Source organism: Aquimarina sp. KJ22-3 (assembly GCF_055808215.1).
Genome location: NZ_CM147859.1, coordinates 5,292,719 through 5,312,230 on the forward strand (window position 1 = coordinate 5,292,719; position 19,512 = coordinate 5,312,230).

At 33.5% G+C, this 19,512-nt stretch carries 19 protein-coding genes; 9 read left to right on the forward strand and 10 right to left on the reverse strand.

The window, feature by feature from the left end:
* Positions 1-133: 133 nt before the first annotated feature.
* From AC0L3Q_RS24475 to AC0L3Q_RS24490, 4 genes are all read left to right on the forward strand, one after another.
* Positions 134-2,248 carry a toprim domain-containing protein gene (locus tag AC0L3Q_RS24475; protein ID WP_473283797.1) on the forward strand — a complete coding sequence of 705 codons (2,115 nt, stop codon included), beginning with the start codon at positions 134-136 and terminating at the stop codon, positions 2,246-2,248.
* 305 nt (positions 2,249-2,553) lie between these two features.
* Positions 2,554-2,910 (forward strand): hypothetical protein, encoded by a 357-nt coding sequence (locus AC0L3Q_RS24480; RefSeq protein ID WP_473283800.1) that lies wholly within the window; start codon positions 2,554-2,556, stop codon positions 2,908-2,910.
* Between the two features lie 199 nt (positions 2,911-3,109).
* A complete protein-coding gene (locus AC0L3Q_RS24485; protein WP_473283803.1) occupies positions 3,110-3,340 on the forward strand; it encodes a hypothetical protein in 231 nt (76 codons plus the stop codon).
* 15 nt (positions 3,341-3,355) lie between these two features.
* On the forward strand, positions 3,356-3,514 hold the full coding sequence (locus AC0L3Q_RS24490) for a hypothetical protein (RefSeq protein WP_473283806.1): 159 nt from the start codon (positions 3,356-3,358) through the stop codon (positions 3,512-3,514).
* Positions 3,515-4,077: 563 nt separating this feature from the next.
* On the opposite strand, the gene AC0L3Q_RS24495 is transcribed toward AC0L3Q_RS24490, so the two are convergent.
* The 10 genes from AC0L3Q_RS24495 to AC0L3Q_RS24540 form a co-directional block, all read right to left on the reverse strand.
* The gene (locus tag AC0L3Q_RS24495; protein WP_473283808.1) at positions 4,078-4,350 is read right to left on the reverse strand and encodes a hypothetical protein; all 273 of its coding nucleotides are present in this window, start codon (positions 4,348-4,350) and stop codon (positions 4,078-4,080) included.
* A gap of 391 nt (positions 4,351-4,741) precedes the next feature.
* On the reverse strand, positions 4,742-5,116 hold the full coding sequence (locus AC0L3Q_RS24500; RefSeq protein WP_473283810.1) for a hypothetical protein: 375 nt from the start codon (positions 5,114-5,116) through the stop codon (positions 4,742-4,744).
* Between the two features lie 282 nt (positions 5,117-5,398).
* Positions 5,399-5,740, reverse strand: coding sequence for a DUF6678 family protein (locus tag AC0L3Q_RS24505; RefSeq protein WP_473283812.1), 342 nt, complete (start codon positions 5,738-5,740; stop codon positions 5,399-5,401).
* 235 nt (positions 5,741-5,975) lie between these two features.
* Positions 5,976-6,431: a hypothetical protein gene (locus AC0L3Q_RS24510; protein ID WP_473283815.1), complete on the reverse strand. Its 456-nt coding sequence runs from the start codon at positions 6,429-6,431 to the stop codon at positions 5,976-5,978.
* Positions 6,432-6,719 carry a hypothetical protein gene (locus tag AC0L3Q_RS24515; protein ID WP_473283818.1) on the reverse strand — a complete coding sequence of 96 codons (288 nt, stop codon included), beginning with the start codon at positions 6,717-6,719 and terminating at the stop codon, positions 6,432-6,434.
* Between the two features lie 4 nt (positions 6,720-6,723).
* Positions 6,724-7,683 (reverse strand): RHS repeat domain-containing protein, encoded by a 960-nt coding sequence (locus AC0L3Q_RS24520; protein ID WP_473283821.1) that lies wholly within the window; start codon positions 7,681-7,683, stop codon positions 6,724-6,726.
* Between the two features lie 158 nt (positions 7,684-7,841).
* Positions 7,842-11,741, reverse strand: a complete 3,900-nt coding sequence (locus AC0L3Q_RS24525) for a DUF6443 domain-containing protein (RefSeq protein ID WP_473283824.1) — start codon at positions 11,739-11,741, stop codon at positions 7,842-7,844.
* 19 nt (positions 11,742-11,760) lie between these two features.
* A complete protein-coding gene (locus AC0L3Q_RS24530) occupies positions 11,761-15,102 on the reverse strand; it encodes an RHS repeat domain-containing protein (protein ID WP_473283827.1) in 3,342 nt (1,113 codons plus the stop codon).
* A 433-nt stretch (positions 15,103-15,535) separates the two neighbouring features.
* The gene (locus AC0L3Q_RS24535; RefSeq protein WP_473283830.1) at positions 15,536-15,784 is read right to left on the reverse strand and encodes a hypothetical protein; all 249 of its coding nucleotides are present in this window, start codon (positions 15,782-15,784) and stop codon (positions 15,536-15,538) included.
* A gap of 98 nt (positions 15,785-15,882) precedes the next feature.
* Positions 15,883-16,137 carry a hypothetical protein gene (locus AC0L3Q_RS24540; RefSeq protein WP_473283833.1) on the reverse strand — a complete coding sequence of 85 codons (255 nt, stop codon included), beginning with the start codon at positions 16,135-16,137 and terminating at the stop codon, positions 15,883-15,885.
* A 309-nt stretch (positions 16,138-16,446) separates the two neighbouring features.
* Between AC0L3Q_RS24540 and AC0L3Q_RS24545 the strand changes: the two genes are divergently transcribed.
* The 5 genes from AC0L3Q_RS24545 to AC0L3Q_RS24565 all read left to right on the forward strand — a co-directional run bounded on the left by AC0L3Q_RS24545 (position 16,447) and on the right by AC0L3Q_RS24565 (position 19,508).
* On the forward strand, positions 16,447-17,694 hold the full coding sequence (locus AC0L3Q_RS24545) for a tetratricopeptide repeat protein (RefSeq protein ID WP_473283836.1): 1,248 nt from the start codon (positions 16,447-16,449) through the stop codon (positions 17,692-17,694).
* Entirely contained in the window at positions 17,694-18,134 is a 441-nt protein-coding gene (locus tag AC0L3Q_RS24550) for a helix-turn-helix domain-containing protein (protein ID WP_473283838.1), read from the forward strand. The genes AC0L3Q_RS24545 and AC0L3Q_RS24550 overlap by 1 nt, the downstream gene beginning before the upstream one ends.
* A gap of 113 nt (positions 18,135-18,247) precedes the next feature.
* Positions 18,248-18,430, forward strand: a complete 183-nt coding sequence (locus tag AC0L3Q_RS24555; RefSeq protein WP_473283841.1) for a hypothetical protein — start codon at positions 18,248-18,250, stop codon at positions 18,428-18,430.
* Between the two features lie 86 nt (positions 18,431-18,516).
* Positions 18,517-19,110 (forward strand): beta-propeller domain-containing protein, encoded by a 594-nt coding sequence (locus AC0L3Q_RS24560; protein ID WP_473287014.1) that lies wholly within the window; start codon positions 18,517-18,519, stop codon positions 19,108-19,110.
* Positions 19,038-19,508, forward strand: a complete 471-nt coding sequence (locus tag AC0L3Q_RS24565; protein ID WP_473283844.1) for a hypothetical protein — start codon at positions 19,038-19,040, stop codon at positions 19,506-19,508. Before AC0L3Q_RS24560 ends, AC0L3Q_RS24565 begins: the two co-directional genes overlap by 73 nt.
* Positions 19,509-19,512: the final 4 nt, after the last annotated feature.

The window sequence follows — 19,512 nt, forward strand, 5'->3', positions numbered from 1 at the left end:
AAGCATATCATATTGAAGAGTTTACTAATCAGAGTGGTATTCCTATCAATGGATATACCTGCTTAAGTAACTCCCCCCAATATGATAGTGCTTTTGGCCTCTTGCAAATTATTAATCGCAAACGAAAAAAATTATGAATACCCATAACCTTTTAAATAAAGAGAATATTATCCAACTTACAGATTCATATACTTTAATAAATCACTATTTACAACCTTACCATAATTATGGCACCCTTAAAAAAGGAAAGCATATTTCCAATCCTTTTCTCTTAGAAAAGCAACAAACTCCTTCTTTTAATATCTATCCGGCTAAGGGTGGTGTTTGGAGATATAAAGACTTTGCAGATGATAGCTGTGACGGAAGTGTTTTTGATCTGATTATGAAACTTAAAAACATTTCTTTTAAACAAGCCTTAGAAGTAATTAACACCGATTTTAATTTAGGGTTGGTATCTGCTAGTCCTAAAAAGAAACCACAAATTGAATTAGATACCTCGTGGAATAACCAAAATATGGCGTATTGGAAATCTTATGGTATTCTTCCCAAACACCTACATCACTTTAGGGTATTTCCTGTAGCAAAAATGACTCGGTATAAAGAAAACAATGATCCTATTGCTATACGGACTATACCCCAAAATCCTATCTATGCCTATCAGGTGACTAAAGATTGCTATAAGTTATATCAACCTTTATCCAAAAAATATAAATTTTCATGGATCGGGGATAAACCCGAAGATTATGTCTTCGGATATACACAATTACCTCAAAAGGGAAAGCAATTGTTTATCACCGGGGGTGAAAAAGATGTTATGAGTTTATTTACCAAAGGGTATTATGCCATCTGTTTTAATAGTGAAACCTCACTTCCTCATCCCGATTTAATAAAAGAACTAAAAGGCAGGTTTGATAAAGTCATTGTGCTCTACGATAATGATGATACCGGAGAAGCACAATCTCAAAAACTCGCTGCGAAGTTTCAACTATATCGAGCGACACTACCACAACTTGCTACCCATGATGGAAAAGATTTTTCTGATTTTGTCAAAAGTGGAAAAGCAGTTTCCAATGATACTTTTCAACTATTTCCACCTCCCGAAAAAAAGGAAACCATAACAACTAAGTATCTGACAATACTTTGCCAGGTTGAGCAAGAACTCAGTAAGGTTATCGCTTCTGAAATTCAGGAAATTCCTTCATTAGTTACTCATAAGGGAGAAGGTGTGATTTTTGCACAAAGTATTCATTTAATACAAGGAAAATCAGGAACACACAAAAGCAGGTTAGCACAAACCTTATGTAGTGCTTTACTTAAAAAAGAAGCGTGTACCAATGAACTATTAGGGTTTATTCGTAATCCGGAGATTCCCTGTCATGTATGCTATGTAGATACCGAGCGGAATCTTGCGCATCAATTGCCAAAGGCACTACAAGAAATTCAACTTGATGCTGGTTATGGAATTATGGAAAAACCATGGAATTTCCATTATACTTCCTTGGTGAATACCCCACGCCCTCAACGCTTTGAAGCCTTATGTGAATTTATGGATCATGTGCAAAAGAAAATCAATGATGAACACCTGGTAGTGATTCTTGATGTGATTTCAGACTGTGTGATGGATTTTAATAGCACTCAAGATAGCTTGCTGATTAACGACAAGCTGAATGACGAGATTAATAAGCGAGAAAAACAAGTTTCTTTTATCGCTGTGATTCATGAAAACCCAACACAAACCGAAGGAAAACCTAGAGGACATTTGGGAACTGAAATAGGGAATAAATCTACCTTTACTTTCAGAACCGCTTTCGAGAATGAAAAACAACCTGAAGTCTCCGATTTAATCCTGATTCATTTCCCTAAAAACCGAAATGGAAAAAGACCTTTGCCAGCAACAGTAGAATTTTGTGAAACCACCAAACGATTGATCCTGGCAGATTCCAACGTTTTGCCAGTATCTACAGTAGTTCAAAGTAAAAAGGGGAATCTTGGAGAAATCATGGAATTTCTATCTTCCTATGTTACCGGAAGGGTATCTGGAAAAACCTTAATTGCTGATCTTTGTCAGACCTTTTCTTGCGGGGATCGTACTATCCGAGAACGGCTTAAAGAATTGTGCAGCAACTATTATGAAATTCCAGATACCAATAATGTTCCCTGCCAATTAGTAAAAACTCAAAATGGAAGAGAAATTTTTTATCGTTTGCAGCCCATTGAAAATCCAACCTCGCAAATGAAATTTTCTTAAAAACGTTTTGAAAACCTGGAAATTTTCAGGTTCAAGGCATACATCTCTGCACCCTGGTAAAGTAATATATATTACTTTACCAGGGTGCAGAGATGTAAAAATGCCAAAGAAAGTGCTCAAAATCCAAATTAATATAGATTATCACATTTTAGCTGCTATTCTTTTCGTTATCTGTCTCTGAAATATGATTGGATGTATCCTACCCTATGTTAGATCGTGTTGTATTTCGTTGTATGACGTTCACTTGAAGGTAAACTGCTTTTTTTCAAGGGTTTTTCAGATATCTTAGCCCTAAAATCAAAACTATGGAACTTAAAGGAATCGACCCCTGGACCAATCAAGAATTTACCAAGCACCGAAGCAATCAAAAATTTCAGTGCAAAGAAAATCAAATTCGCTTTAACAATGAAAGAGCCAGGCAAAAAAGAAATGCCATGGCTTCTATTAACAGAGCGCTTGATAAAAACCGAAAAGTATTACGGACCATTCTTGGTGAGCAGGAAAGTGTAAAACGAAGTCGTGACTTCTTACTTGGAGCAGGGTATCATTTTGGGGTGTTTACCCATAACATAGAAATTGAGGGTATACTCTGGAATTGTGTCTATGAATATGGAATTACAGATGTTCAAGACCAAGCTTTTATCATTAGAAAAACCTCTTAAAATTAAATCTCAATGACACTGCCCAAAAATCTATTGGATTGTTCTGAATTACAAATTGCAAGAGATATACCTACAGAGCTTTCGTTTTATAAACATCAGTGTATTCAATTGACAAATCAAAATCAATTGTTTAAAAATGCATTGATGGTTACAGGCTCTGGAATTTGTCTCTATATCGTGTATCATATGATCAAAAACTATGGAAAAAAGAAGAACCAAAAGAAAAATCTCCAGTGATAAGACTTATCAAAGAATTCCAACTAGTCGCAGCGATGAGTTTTCTGACAAGCCTCTTGTAAAAACCATTACAAAAACAGTAGTCATTGCTGGAACAGTATTTGGCTTTCTGTATGTCTCTAAGTATTTCCTTAGTGCTACAGCCGGTATGATTGAATCCTGCAAAAAAGTGCGCGATGCATGGAAATCCTAACAAAAACTTCAAACAATGAACAAATCTCTTTTAAAAGATATCACCAGACCTGATGCACTAACCACAACGCTAAAAATACTTTTTGGAGTTTCTCTTTTAGTAGGGATAGCCAAAACTACCACGGAAATTTACTTTAAAATTCAAGACAGAAAAAAGCAATCATCTTATCCTTAGCAATGTGATTCCTTTTTTATAGTGGTATTTTACTAAAGTCCCTTTTAAAGAAAAAATCTCATCGTTTCAATTAGTCAGGGTTTTAAGAAGTGCGAAAAATTGTAAGGGACGACTAAAATAAACGATGAGACATATATGAAACAATAGCAATATAAAAGAATTCAAAACAAAATCGCAAACTGTTATCCCACAAAGTTTTTACGGGTTAAAAAAACAACTTAATGGAGTTCTTATATATACACATTGAGTATTAGCAATTTGTAAAAGTTTTTTAATCCTCGTAAACTAACTACCAGATTAACACTACTGAAAAATTCAATCAATAAAAAAAACCTCCTTTTCAGAAAAGAGGTTTTCGTTAAGTTAAATTCAGGGTAATTTTGAGGGTAAAAGTAATCGTATTTTGACGAGCGATGTATAAACAATTCTATATTATCTAATTCTATACCCAAATATACAATACGATTACAGTTTTACCGCAAATTCTAAATGTGCAAGAGGTTGTTTTATCGACAAAAAACATATTTTATCGATAAAATGAAGTTTTGTGATGCTTTTTGGTACTATATTAGCTCTTCATGTTCATAATCAACAGATTGCTCCACATCCTTTATAGAAATGTATTGATAAGAATGATCGTAAGAAATAAAATACTCTACATAGTAAATTATAGTATTATTATGATCCAGAAATTCATCCTGAATTAATCTACCATATTTCTGCTTACCCATTACCTGATATGTCTTTCTTGGGTGATCCAACAAATTTTTCTTTTTTAAAACACCTACTTCTGCACGAAACAATAACTCTTTGTACTTAAAAAATAAATCCTTCATATAACCTACTCTTTGCTTTTTAAAAGTAATTTCAGAAAGTTATACTTACTGATGTTACGGGAAACCACATTTATCTTAATAAGATATCTTTAATTAGATACTGTTTATTTTGAAACTTCGGTTTCTTACATCTTTTCTTCTAGTAAATACAAGGTCAAAAAGAAGAGTATAAAAATTATAAACACTATAACTTTTAAAATGTCATTGTTATTTCTTTTCATTTTATAAAGTGATTAAAATGACGACGTGTTTACTTTTTTGGGATAGAACTCTAGGCATTTTTAATTCAAAAACTTAATTTTTTAGCGATTTCTATTAACTGCTTTTCATTGAGTTTTTCAAATAGATGTTGTAAAAAGTCTAAAGGAAAAAATTAATACATCTTATATTATCAATTATTGTAAGTACCCCCTAAATTAGAAAACTGCTCTAAACTAAATTCTTTATCGGTAATGAACACGAAACTAGAACCACCATGCAATTTTACATGGCACATTGAAAAGAAGTTAGTTACTTTTTTAATTTGGCTAAAATCTACGGTTCTTTTACTAAAAAAACCTTTAACAATTAGACTCTCTCTATGGCAATAAACATTCTTTAAGCTTCTTCCAATTGTGAAAAGAGCTAATGACAATCCTGAAGAAATCAAAATAACTGTAAGATGATTTCCAAAAGTAAAAAATAAACATATAAGCAAGAAAGTCAAGCTTTTGGAATATGCTAAAAACTTATAAACATTGGTTAAATAAAAACTAATTCTTTTCATTTTCATTTATTTAAAAGCAGCACTACTCTTAACTGTAGCCTCTAACTCGATATCCGCAGTAACGATAAACCTAAAACTAAAACCTTCGTTTCTTGAAACTTCAACTTCAGCTTTTCTTAGGTATAGCTCCGTGTTAGTTTATAACTATTGCTCACACAAAACTGGGCAGGTCATCCAAGAATACAACAAACCAATTTCATTTTTTGAAACTGGCTTGTTGCTTTGTATCTTACTCTTTCTCAACACTAGTCACAGACTAGCGCTAGGGTTTCCACAAAAAATCTAAATATCCAATTTAAACTTTTCATTATCTATTCTTATTAAATGACCATCGAAAGAGAAAGTAATATTATTTTCTTCCAGCTTATTGATTATTTCTTTTGTAAGATTAATTTCTTTCTCAGGCATTAATCTCCCTAGTTTTTGTATTACGATCGGATTTATTTCTAACCATTTCCATTTATCTATTCTTATTGGTCCAACAGACACTGGCTCAATATATCCCTCTTCTGGAAAATTAAAACCAGTAATCCAATCAGAAGTATCAAAATCAGGATCGTAAAACCAATTGAATCTAATTTGACATCTTTTTTCCGTTATTAACTGACGTATTTCTCCCAACATATTCTGAAATTTATACCAAATAATGTGGTTATTCTGATAGCAAGAATATACAATCCATACAAGTTCTTACAAAGATAAAAGCACTATTTACAATAATAAGCTGTTCTAGTTTCATATTTTAAAACTTTGTCAATAAAAAAGCCAGTTACAGTTATGTAACTGGCTTTTTTATTTCTTAGATGCACGGATTTACGCTAAAATAAACTATTTGATTCAAAAATAGAATTCATCTCATCTAAATACTTTTCATAGTATTCTTCATTAGGCAACATGAAAAAAGCCTGTATAGAGTACCTTCTTTTGCTGTTATATACATTAATCCCTTTACATTATTATCTAGCCCTAATTTCACTTTATAAAATTCCCTATTCTTAAAAGTTATTGATTCACTCATCAAAACTTCAGCCTTACCTATATCTTTTAAATAATCCTTAAAATTATAGTCAGAGATTCCTTCAATATTAGTTTTTAATTGATTCGACATCAAATAGATTAGATATTTGGTTCTATTATTATCTGTATCTATGACCTTATAAAGATCTACATGTGATAGTTCTTCTTCAGTTGAATTGACTTTATCATATGATGTTGATTTTGGTAATTTTAAACTATAGTAATCATTACTTATTGTAGTTTGTCCTACTATATTTAATCCTGTAAAGATGGTAAATAAAAAAATAATCTGTTTCATTTAAAAAAATATCTTTTTGAATAACTTCAGAAAAAAGTTTCCAATTATAAAGTAAACCCAAGTAAAAAACGATAATATAAAAACAACAAATGGTATAAAAAGCAATATTACAAGAAATCCTTTTATCCCATAAGTTTCTTCTCCGTTAAAGTTAACAGGAACTATGCCAAACAAAGATAAAACACCAATTAATAAAGCAAAAGGAATATACGCAAACAAAAAGTTTGCAAATAATAAACCAAATAAATTCTCAGGTTTTTTTGAATATTTTTCAATTAACTTTTTCATTTTTCTAATCTAATACATTATTAACGTAATCATTAAGAAGACTAACTCCGCTTTGAATTGTTTTACTTAATCCCTTACCTAAATTATACAAATCCACACTGCCACTTACCTTTACTGGACCGATCTTCCCACCAAGTCCAAAAGTTAAAAAATCTTTTGTAGTAAGTTTTAGGTCAGTACCTTTACCTGTAACTATATCTCCATCAAAACCACCATTTTCTATTGACCCATCTACATTCAAATCCTTATCTATAGAAACATTTACATCTGCAACGTTAAAAGTTCCAAAAGCCGTTATACTTGAGTCACTATCTTTTGGCCCTACTTGAATACTTCCTTTTACATCGACTACCCTTATTTTGCCTTTTGCACCATCTTCATTAACTGAACCGCTTACTGAAATTGCATTTGCTTCTGCTCCAACCTTAGTAGGTCCTATATTTACATTTCCTCCTACACCTATTTTTCCTTTAGCTGATGCATTAAAATCAAAAACATCAGACAGTAATTGCTTTCCTTCTTCTATCAAATCAAGAGTTTCTTGAGAAGGGGTAAATGGCTCCAATTTTTTTACCGGTCCAGGAAGCGGGTTAAAATCTTGAGTTGGGTTTTCATCTCCACAACATTTTTGACTTCCTAAAGGCTTCATTCCATCAGGATCCAAGAAATAAATCGGATTATCAAACCCATAATTATAGGGTGAGTGTCTACGCATTTGCTCAGCCAAGGGATCTAGATTCATCCATCTTCCTAGTGCAGGGTCATAGTTACGTGCTGTAATATCAAGCCAAGCCAAGCCGATCTCGTCTTGCTCTTCTTTGTTGGTAAATCCATACGTGTGATTTCTCCCTCTAAGCACTTCATTATATCCTTTTTGCGTTAACCCAAAAGGATAATAATTCTTTTCTTGTACGATCTCATTTTGAGTAATATTACCATCGTTGTCTTTATCAGAGTAGGACAATCGTATGTTATCTAAATGGTCCTTAAATTGATACACATACTTATACCCATCTGCTTCTTTTTCTACAATTCCTTCGGGCTGATTAAAGAACTCAAGATTCCCATTTTTATAAACATATCCAGACGAATACTCGGAATTTGTTACTGAACTTCCCTCTGTTACGATTTTTTTTGTTTCGCTCCAGCGGCGTTGTAAATATAAGCAATTGTTCCTGTACCATGACTATTGCTTATCGAAACTATTTCGGGTAAGTTTAGATGATTATAGGTGATGGAGGAGATCCCTTTGTTACGATCTATGATCATGTTGCCATTAGCATCATACTCAAAATCATCATTTGTATTGGTTCCGTCTTTAAACCCAAAATCATCATTGGCTGTATCGGTCACCTTTTTAAGTTTATTACCTCCATTATAGGTATATGCTAACATATCCATGTTCCCAAATGCAGTGGCTGTAGCATTGGTATGTCCTTTTCGATTTAATGTTAGGATATTTCCAACTTTATCATAAGAAACACTACTTAGATCATATTTACCATCATTACTTGTAGCACTAAGAATACGATTTAAATGATCGTAGTTGTAATTGTAACTTCTGGTAATATTATCATTAGCTGTTCTCCAGGATGTTTTTGTGATATTTCCATTATATAAAGGATTGGTGCCCGCATTATAATCAATAGCAAAACCAAAAATATCTCCATTGCTGGTTGTACCTTCATTAATACTTTTAAGCCATCCTCTTATATTGTATTTATAATCCACATCTTGTAATCCACCACCTACTTTTTTGGTGATCAATTGCCCAAGGGCATCATAGCTGTTTTCTGCAATGGTTTCTTCTTGTCCATTTATGGATTGTGTTTGTTTAGTCACTCTCCCTGTATGATCATAGGTAAAAGTATCGATCGTTACAATAGCTGCATTACTACCTTTGGTATGGGTGGTTTTACTTTGTACTACTCTACCCGTAAATTCCAATTGGGTCTCTATAATATCTGTAGCATCCAGATAGTCATTTTTATTGACTACATAGATTGGTCTTCCTTTACCATCATACCAGGTTACTGTAGTGATCCAATCATCAGTTCCTAATACGCGTACTTTACTTCCTGTAGCTAGCGATCTTGTATTGTTAGTTACTGTCTGACCAAATATACTTGCTGGTGGTGTTGTAATCCCAGTCTTATCAAAACTATAATCATCATAATAGTTGATCGTTAATAGTTCTAAGTTATTTGTTGGGAAAGCATCGCTACTATAAGAGATCTTAGCTCCATTTACAGTAGTTTCCGCTCCTCGTTTTTCTATGGTTACAGGATCTGTAGCGGTATTGATTGCTGTTTGTATGGTTTTTCTGGATCTTGTATCAGTATACTTTCCGGTATAAGCCACTCTACCATGAGCATCGTATTTGGTAAAAAGCCAAATATCGTCCGCAGCTAACAAAGCATCCTGAGTTAAGATAGGACGATCTTGTTTGTCGTACACTATAGATTCTAATCCCTTACCTGGGATCTTCTTTTCGATCAATCGATTTCTATAATCGTAACGATACTGATAGCAGAGTTCGGCAAGCTCGGTGGCTGAAACACCATCTGTAATCGTCACCTTTGGAGATAGTACAAAGCTTAAATTATTGTATTTGTCATACACATAATAGGTATCATGTGCTTCTCCGTTATTATAATTTCTTTTTAATACTACCTGATCTTGTTTGTCTTTGTATTCTCTGGTAGTGTGATTATCTCCATCTGCCGGTGTCCAGTTTTCATCTTTGATGATACTTACATACAACTCATTAGCAGCATAATATCCGTCTTGATATAATTCTGGTTTCTCGGTATCATTATTTGTAAAAGTAACATCAAAACGTACTACTTCATTGGCCGTATTATGTCTCCAATCAAATTTGATAGTATGATCAGCATCACTATTAGGGTCTGCTTTCCAATCTTTACCTGGTGCGCCTTGTTCTAATACTCTACTTAAAGGAGAATCTTCAAAGATCGTCTCACTATAGGCATTTACTTGTGCCGGATTCGTGATCCCTGCAAAGTCTGCTGTATAAGTATTCAAATAATACTGGTTAATGTCGTTAGTAACATTTACTGTAGTGTAGCCTCCATTATTTGTCTTAGCAAAAGGTAAATACTCCTTGGCTTGTCTACCGATCTCATCATACTCCATATGTGTGATGATGTCTGCTTCTGTCGGTGAGGCTTTAATCGCCGTTTGTTGTTTAGGTCTTCCTAAGCCATCAAAGTAAGTCACGGTTTCTGTAACATCTTTGTTGAACTGTATCTCACTTGGAGATTCCATTGCTGTTTGGTAGGTACGAGTAAATACATAGGTCTCTGTATCCGATAAGCTTAAAGTATAAGGAGAATATTCACATCCTTGATTTTCTCCAAATACTCCTGGACAGTTATCCGTATTGTTAGCTACGTACCCTGTCGGCGCTGTACAACTGGTTTGGATATCGGCAGGATCACCAAAACCATCATTATCACCATCTCTATACCATTTGGTATTTGGGTTGATAGCAGGATTGTTGTCATTACAGTCATCTCCATTAAGCACATAAGTATATGCATCTGCTGGTGGTGCACTGCGGTAATACTTGATGTTTGGATTACCAAAAGTATCATTGTCCCCATCTTTGTAAAAGTTTTTGGGAGCAATATTGGTGATATACTCATCACTATCATCATGATCATCTCCATTTAACACATAAGTGTATTGATCTACAGGTGCAGCACTACGATAGTATTTGATACTAGGATTACCATAGGTATCCGTATCTGCATCCCTATAAAAGTTCTTGGGTGCTACATTGGTGATGTACTCATCATTATCATTATAGTCATCTCCATTAAGTACATAGGCATACCCATCTGTTGGGGCTGCACTATAATAAAATCGAGCATTAGGATCTCCATAGGTATCCGTATCTACATCTCTATAGAAGTTCTTGGGTGCAATGTTGGTGATAAACTCGGTACTATCATTACGATCATTACCATTAGTTACATAGCTATACCCATCAGCTGGAGGGAAACTTTGATAGTATTTGATATTAGGGTTTCCAAAAGTATCATTATCCGCATCCCTATAGAAATTCTTAGGTGGAATATTGGTAATAAATTCGTTATCATCATTAATATCATCATTGGTCAGTACATATCCTAACGGTCTACCACATTGGGTTTTGGTAATTGAGGGATTTCCTCTCTGGTCTCCATCCCCGTCTTTGTACCAAACCGTATTAGGATTGATATTTATATTTCCATCATCACAATCACTATTGTTAGTTACATAACCACTTGGACGAACACTACGATATACTCGTGTAGCCGCTGCAGGAGAACCATAAGTATCGGTATCTCCATCTTTATAAAAATAACGGGGTGGGATATTAGTAATCCATTTGTCTCCATCATTAATATCATCATTGTTACTAACATAACCCGAAGGTTGTGTACAACTCTTAGTAGTCGAGTTTGCATTCCCTCTACCATCTTTATCGGCATCTCTATACCAAACTCTGTTGGGGTTGATCGCAGCATTACCATCATTACAATCCAGATTGTTGGTCACATAACCCCCAGGACGAACACTGCGGTATGTCCTGTTGTTAGGATTACCAAAAGTATCATTATCCCCATCTCTATAAAAGTACCGTGGAGCGATATGAGTGATGTACTGATTATTATCATCCCGATCGTCATTATACAATACGTAATTGGTAGGCTTAGTACACTGAATCTTCATAGGACTGGTACGCCCTCTACCATCACCATCACCATCATAATACCAACGGGTAGTAGGGTTGATTGCTGCACTACCATCGTTACAATCGGTATTGTTGGGTACATAGTTGGTCGTAGGGGTAGTGACATATGCAGAGTTAGGATTACCATATCCATCTCTATCTCCATCATAATAATATTTGGTGGTACCACCGCCCCCATCAATAGGCTCATCAGTTAATTGTGCTTGTGCAGTGTATCCTATAAGTAATAGGAATACAATTAAATATATCTTGTTTTGCATGTCTTCTTACTTTTTAGGATTAGTTTTTATAGTGGTATTTGTTCTCAGAAATCAGATTGCCATCGGTATCTCGTACATACTGCAGACGATTAAAATCATCATACTCATAATATACCGTGTACCCTCTTGGATCGGTCATACTGGTTACGCCCACCATAGGATCATAGGTATAGGTAGTGACCATGGCATCGGTTGGCAACTCTGTACGTAACTTATTCAGTTCTGTACGTAGAGCCCCTTCAGTGCCTTGACCACCCATTTTGTGATCAGTATCCGAGTTGGATTTATTTTGAATCTCACCAACATATGCAGCTACTCCGCTATAGGTCATATTCTCAATTTTTGCTACCGGGTATTGGTGATCATATCCCCAGATATAAGCCATAGGCGTACCATCTGCCTTGGCTACCTCAGTTGGATTACCAAAACTATCGTAAGATGTATATTTTACTCTAAGTTCTAAATCATCACTTCCTTTAGCAGTCAGCACTTCTTTCGGAAGTAATACATTATTCCCCCAATCCTTATACTCATTATGCACTTTAGAAAGTACTTCTTCGTCATCACCTATCTGCTCTGTGGTAATCACATCGATTGCTGCAGCAATTTGATGCTGATCGATCAATTTTTGCTCAGTAGCTGTACGATTAGTAGGTTCAATATCCTGAGGATAGATGGTCTGGGTTTTAATGATTCTGCCCTTACTATCGGTCACTTCTGTTCGGGTTTGTTGCAAGTGATCTACATTATCATAAAAGAACTTTTCTGTAGTTGTTAATGGATCCTCTCCATCACTATTATACTGCTTAGTAGTACGTTTACTCATGGTGTGCCATTGGCGCAATAATGAATATTGACCAATATGATATTGAGTATTTTGTAGGGTATATCCTGGATCATCTGCAAATCCAAATCCCGCGGCGATACTCCTTGCTTGTCGCACTGAATATACTATTGTTTCTTTATCCAAGTTTGTTTTATGAGTATACTCATTGGCTTGTTCCTGAATGATTTTAAAACCGTTGTTTTCTTTTTTATAGGTCTTTTCTGAAAGCTTACGTCCAAATCCATAGAAGTTACTATATGGCAATCCAGCAATATATTCTTCTCCAAAAACAGCAACGTTAGGAACAAGCAAAAAATCACTCTCAAACTCATGTAGTTTTAACCCTCCCTTAAAATCTTCTCCTAATTCCTCGATTACTTTATTATATCCAATATGGTATCCTTGTACTCCATACAAAGGAAAAGCGGTGTTTGAGGATATGGTAGTAGAACCACATAAAGTCGCTTCATTATCAGCATCATTAAACAGTACAGTATTGGTATTGATATGTGGTTCTATATTTCTAGCAATAGCCACCCCAGAATCACAATCCAGACAATCCATATTCCCATAATGGTATTTTTTGGTTTCAACCTTTCCATTACCATCCAATGTTTTTACTTCAGCAATACGCATCCCACCAACTGGAATTTTTTGTGTAGTCACAATAGGTAATTGATCAAAGTAAGTGAGCTTGATATTAGAAAGTGTATACCCATTATTTAATCTGATTTTAAATCGATAGCGATGGTCTTTTTCTAATCGCACATACCTTCTCTTTGAAAAATTAAGATTGGTAAGCCCATAGGCTACTCCTGGTATAGGACTATTGCCATGAACATCAGATTCTCTGAAAATAGAAACCCCCACTTCTGTACCTGTAGTGATATCAAACACATCAATTACTGCAATATTAAAATTCAACGGATTTGTTGTATCTCCAATACCCTGGCTAAAATCATCCAGGTTAGCGCCAAAGCTCAACCATCCTTTATGAGCATGGGTAATCATTGGAGTATCAAAACTACCGTTTGGATTGGTATTGGTAACATTTGCAATTTGATCTACATAAGGAGGATTTGTGGTTACTTCTCCGTAATATCCATGCCCTTCGTAACTAAACTCATTCTTTCCTTTGGTAGGATAGGTGATCCCTTTTATCATTCCAAAGTTTGCATGCGTAGAATTAGGACTTCGATCTGCAGCTTCAAAACCACTCAATGCGTTATAGAGCACAAAGTTCGCTGCTATCTTATCTATCGCCTCAGTAGAGATCAAATTACGATTGTCATCTTTACCATTATAAAATCCCCAATGATCCTGAGCATATACAAAACGTGCAGGTAATTCTTGCGGGTTATTATATTCAAAAGTATATGGTGATAATAGCGTCCCGCTAGAAGAAATTTCGGTTACCTTGGATAGATAATATCTTGTATTAAAATAGGGTTCTTGCGTAAAATCTAAATTAGCTTTTGTACTAGATACCATATCATATTCTAAAGAAAAGCTCTTAATGGTAGTATCATGCTGGTTTTTAATTACGATTTCTTCCAGTTTATTAAAACCAGTAGGCATATTCGCTTTGGGGCTATAATTAAAAGTAATACTTCCTGATTCTGTTGAACTAATTTGTGAAAGGTAAGAAGTATTCCCTTGTGCAATATTCAAAAATGCACTATCACTACCACTTGAAATACAAGCATCAGAATCCCGATAAAAACCATCTACTCGAGTTACACTTTGCGAGATACTTTGTTTATAAATACTTGATGTAGAACTATAAGAAAAAGTGATTTCTTCTCCTGATGGATGTGTAATTTTAGTGAGATACCATGCAGAAGGCACAAGCGGCCTTACATCACCAGAACTAGCCTGATTTGTAGAAGAATATCTGGATTTTTCAATCGCATTAGCACCTCCAAAATAATAAACAATCCCACTAGGATCAGTAATTTTAAAATGATACTCTAGACCTACGTTTAGTATTTCCACTTTTACCGGAGAAGGTTCTAAGAAAATAATATTGCGATCAATAAAAAAAGGTGCGTTATCATCTAGATAAAACTTACCGCTAAAACCATTAAAGCTAAAAGAGAAAATATCCGGTTGAATATCAATTCCATCAGGTCCCGGATCAGCAGCGGCTGAAGCATAGAAAAACCGAGCCACAGGATCATTTAGATCTACATTTTTTGCAGGTCGATACTGATTTTCATCTTTTTTGCCATATACCGATCTGGTAATCGCTCCTCCTGCAGATAGATTCCAGCCCAACCCAGCTGAAGAGGAATATTCATCTACTCGAATTCCATTTGAACTATAATCCAAACTCACTGGAATGGATAATGGTCCTGAAGAAAAAGTATAGATTGGAACACTTACCTGCGCAGTTCCTGTAAATAACCCAACTGGTATTTGACCATAACGGGCAATAGAAGCAGCCTCTGGTGAGACCGGAGTAACATCTGGTAATTCCTGAGCAGTAGCCATAGAGCATACCACCATCAGAAACAGTATGATTGATTGTTTCATTGTTGAAATGTTCATTTGATTTAGTTACTTAATTTTTGTTTTACTGTATTAATCCCATAATATTTAAACCAATTACCATGTACCAATGAACCGGAAAGGGATAAGCAGAGAAATCTTCTCTTTTGGTGCCTACTCCTAATTAAACTTATCCCTTATGATTCATTATCTAAACACAAATAATTGTAATTCAATTTTTCCTTTTTGTAATGCAATATTACACCGCGCCAGTTTCAAATTTTGAAACTCTGCTTTATTGAAATGTTAAAGTTTTTGATAATTTTTCCCTTGCTCATCAAAGACAAGTGCAAAACTATCATCTTACCTTCTTTTCGCAATACAGAAATCTGTATTGTGAGTGTGTTTTTTATAAAACAAGTGTCGGTAAGTTTCAAGAGAAAAGAGTGATCATAACAATCTCATTTTTTATTATCCATCAACTCACAAAACTATGCTCATAAAATCCAAAACTGAAACCCACAGAATGTTCGTATACAAAGCTTTGCAAAGTATTATCGTATACAACAGGTGCGTCTAAAGCTTTCATGGTGTTAAGAATACGATATAGTTTGGTTTTTGACACTGCTAACCGATTGGCAAATGCTATAGGGTTTCCTGTAGCTTGCATGCGGATCAACTGATCCATTCGTTCTATTAGTTCCAGTTGCTGTACTATATTATTCATTATTCTTCTCTTTTAAGGTTATTAAGTTTTGTTAATGGGATTGGTTTACGTGTATTTTTTATAATAGAGGTAAGGGGATAATCAAATTGTGATGATATTTAAAAAACATTAGAAGGATTGCAGGAGTTACTATCCTTTCTTAACAAAAAGATATTCCGGGTTTTATATATGATCTGTACTGCTTCTTCGCTAGATTTTCCCTTTAAGTAGAGTTTATGTATCCATACATACAACAGTACTTCATACGGACTATGGTGCACCAAATTGTACATAAACTCGTGTAACTTCATCTGGAGTGCCTGTATTACATCTACGATGAACTGACTTTTTCCGTTATACCCAAATCTTTCCATTTTTAATTTTTTGTTTGGATCAAAAGTAGAAAGTAAACAAAGTGTTATGCAAGGGAAGAAAGTCTTGATTCTAGAAATTGGAGGGTATAATTCTAGAATTTAAGCTCTCAAAAAACTTGTGAAGTATATTGATAATAAATGTTTTATATGGTTTTATAGGAAACCTTAAAATAGATTAGAAAACATGTATCTTTATCCCGTTTTTCATCCATAATCAGGGTAACACTTTTAATTTAAAAGTTACTATAAAGTAGAAGATCAGTTTAATTAAGATTAACTATGGTATCGTTTTATAAGCTAATTTCTTTTTTGATAGCAGTTATCCTGCTACCCAATGCTCTACATTCTCAAGAAGAGAAAGTTTCTGTTCATGATTCCTTAGTAAAAAAAGATTATCATGAACTTCTGGAAAAATATAACGGTCTACTTGAAGCAGAGCCGGAAAAAGCAAAAAAATATGCAAGGGCAATCTTAGTTAAGACAAAAATTGAAAATAATAATGCAAAAATAGCAAGAGCATACCGTTTATTAGCTAGAACTCAGAAAAATAACTTAGAAAAAAGAATAACATATTATGACAGTGCTATTGCTTTTGGTAAAAAAAGTGATTTCAAATATTTCCCAACTTTGATTTACATTAACAAAGGCATGGCCTACGATACTAATGGCCTGTTTGATGAGGCATTAGATATTTATTTGCAAGGTTTAACGTCTGCAAAACAAAAAAAAGACACCTTGTATGAACATGTTCTTTACCATAATATAGCATTGTTAAAGAGAAAGTTAGGAAAATATGATGAAGCTAAAGTTCTACTAAAAAAGTGTTTAGCATATAAACAATCCAATTCTCAGAATTCTACTTCTTATTTTAATAGTTATTCAGAGCTAATTAGATCATTTAGAGAAAATGAAGAAATCGATTCTGCAATTGCATACAATAGAAATGGTTATAATTTATCTAAAGGTATGCCCATACAAAATATTTTTCTTTTTCATCGAGGTGTCATAAACTATCATCTAAAAAATTATGATGAATCCATAATCGATATCGAAAAATCTTTAAAAGCTTTTTCTAGACCTGAATCTAAATTTATTTATGATAATTATGATTTAATAGAGGCATATTTCTTTCTAGGTAAATCGTATGCCTCAATTAATGAAAAAGATAAGGTTATTAAATACTTCAAAAAAATCGATTCTTTGACAAAAGAGTCTGATTATGTTATTCCAAAAATTCGCCCTGCATACATTACGCTTATAGAATATTATGCCAAAAACAACCTATACAATGAACAACTATACTATACCAATAGATTATTATATAATGATAGTTTAATAGATCTCCGTTTCAAAAATTTGAATAGTAAAATTATAAAAGATTATGATACTCCTATTTTACTGGCTAGAAAAGAAAAATTAATAGAAGAGTTATCTACTGGAAAAAAACAGTACAGATATATTATAATAATATCCATCTTGATAATTATATTGATTTCTTCATTGTTAATTCTATATTACAAAAAGAATAAAAAAATCAGTTACAGTTTGAAAAGCTAATGAATTCTAAAGAAGAACAAAAGGAACTAAAAAAACAAAATCATATAGCCATTTCAGAACCCAACATATCAGAGGATATTATCAAAATGATACTTCTAGGTCTAAATAAATTCGAAGAAAATAAGGAATTTACAAATCCAAATCTTACCACAAGCATTGTAGCTAAAAAATTAAAAACTAACTCCAAGTATCTTACGCAAGTAATTAAATTTCATAAAAACAAAAGTTTTATTAACTATATTAATGACCTAAGAATAGAAAATATTATCGAAGAATCAAAAAAGAAACAAAAGTTACAAAAATATACTATTAAAGCCTTGGCAAAAGAAGCTGGTTTTAATTCCACTGGAATATTTACGCGGTATTTTCATTCTAAAACTGGAATTTACCCTTCTTACTTTATAAAAAAACTACAAGAGTCTGAAAAACAAGACACATAGAGTTATTTTTTACTGATAAAATTCTAGAATTTGATGTAGAATTAAATCGGCAATTAATAAATCTCCTAAGATTTAATTTATATTTGCTATCGAAAATTATTAAAATTATTAAAATGAAAAAAAGGAAAAATTTTAAACAGTTAAGTCTAGGAAAAATACAAGTAAGTAAATTATCAAATATTGGTGCATCTAAAATTTTTGGTGGAACTCAAGGGAATAATGGATGTGGTAATACGGATTCCGAAGACACTAATCCTGAATGTAAGACAAACAACAGTACTTTTGTTAATTGTTAATAGTATAAGCTAAGGTTTTATGTATAAAAGATTTTTGATTTTCATTCTTTTAATATCCTGTACCCAAAAAAACTGATCTCCCAAAAATAGCTTCCGTTGAGGCTATTGATGAATATCATGGGCAAAAAGTTATAGATCCATATCGGAATTTAGAAAATTTAAAAGACTCTACGGTTATAAGTTGGCTAAAAAGTCAAGGAAAGTATGCTAAACAAACGTTATTAAAGATAACTAGAAGAGAAGAACTGATCTCTGAGTTAAAATCTTATGAAGATTCAGATAAATTTTCAATAGGTACAATCCGATATACAGAAAATGGAAAATACTTTTATACGAAAACATTGGCGGAACAAACAGTTGCAAAACTTTTCTATAAGAAAAACTTAAACGATAAAGAGGTTCTTTTGTTTGATCCTTCAAACTTTGAAAGCAAAGAGGATCTTTTTATCAATTATGTAAAACCAGATTGGTTAGGAACAAAGGTTGCTGTTAGCCTTGTAAAAAAAGGGGAAGAGACATCTGAAGTAATTATTATAGATGTCAATACGCAGCAAATTTTACAAAAAGAGCTAAAAACGTTAGGACCAGTATCGGTGGCATCAACTGGTTGTCTGATAATTCAGGTTTCACTTATTTACATGTTAATGTTGCCGATGCAGTTCACAAGGAACATTTATTAAATACTAAAACAAAGCTATTTAAACTTGACTCAAAAAATGAAGCTGTAGATGTCTTTTCGATTGAGAATAACCCTGAATTAAGCCTTAAACCTGAAGATTTCCCAATAGTTGAAAATTATGATCCAGAAGATGGGTATTTGTTCGCTGTAGTTGGAGGAGCCTCAAGCTCTTTCGATGTATATTACAAAAAGGAAGTTGAGTTGACTTCTAAAATTCATAAATGGATCCCTCTTTACAAAGCATCTGAAAAAATCAAAAGTATTAGAGTTGATCAAAGCGATAATCTAGTTTTTTTAACAGCTAAAAATGCTTCCAACCGGCAAATTTGTTCTACTTCAATGCTTAATCCAGATTTTGAAAATCCAAAAATAGTAGTACCGGAAAAAAAGATCGACTAATCAC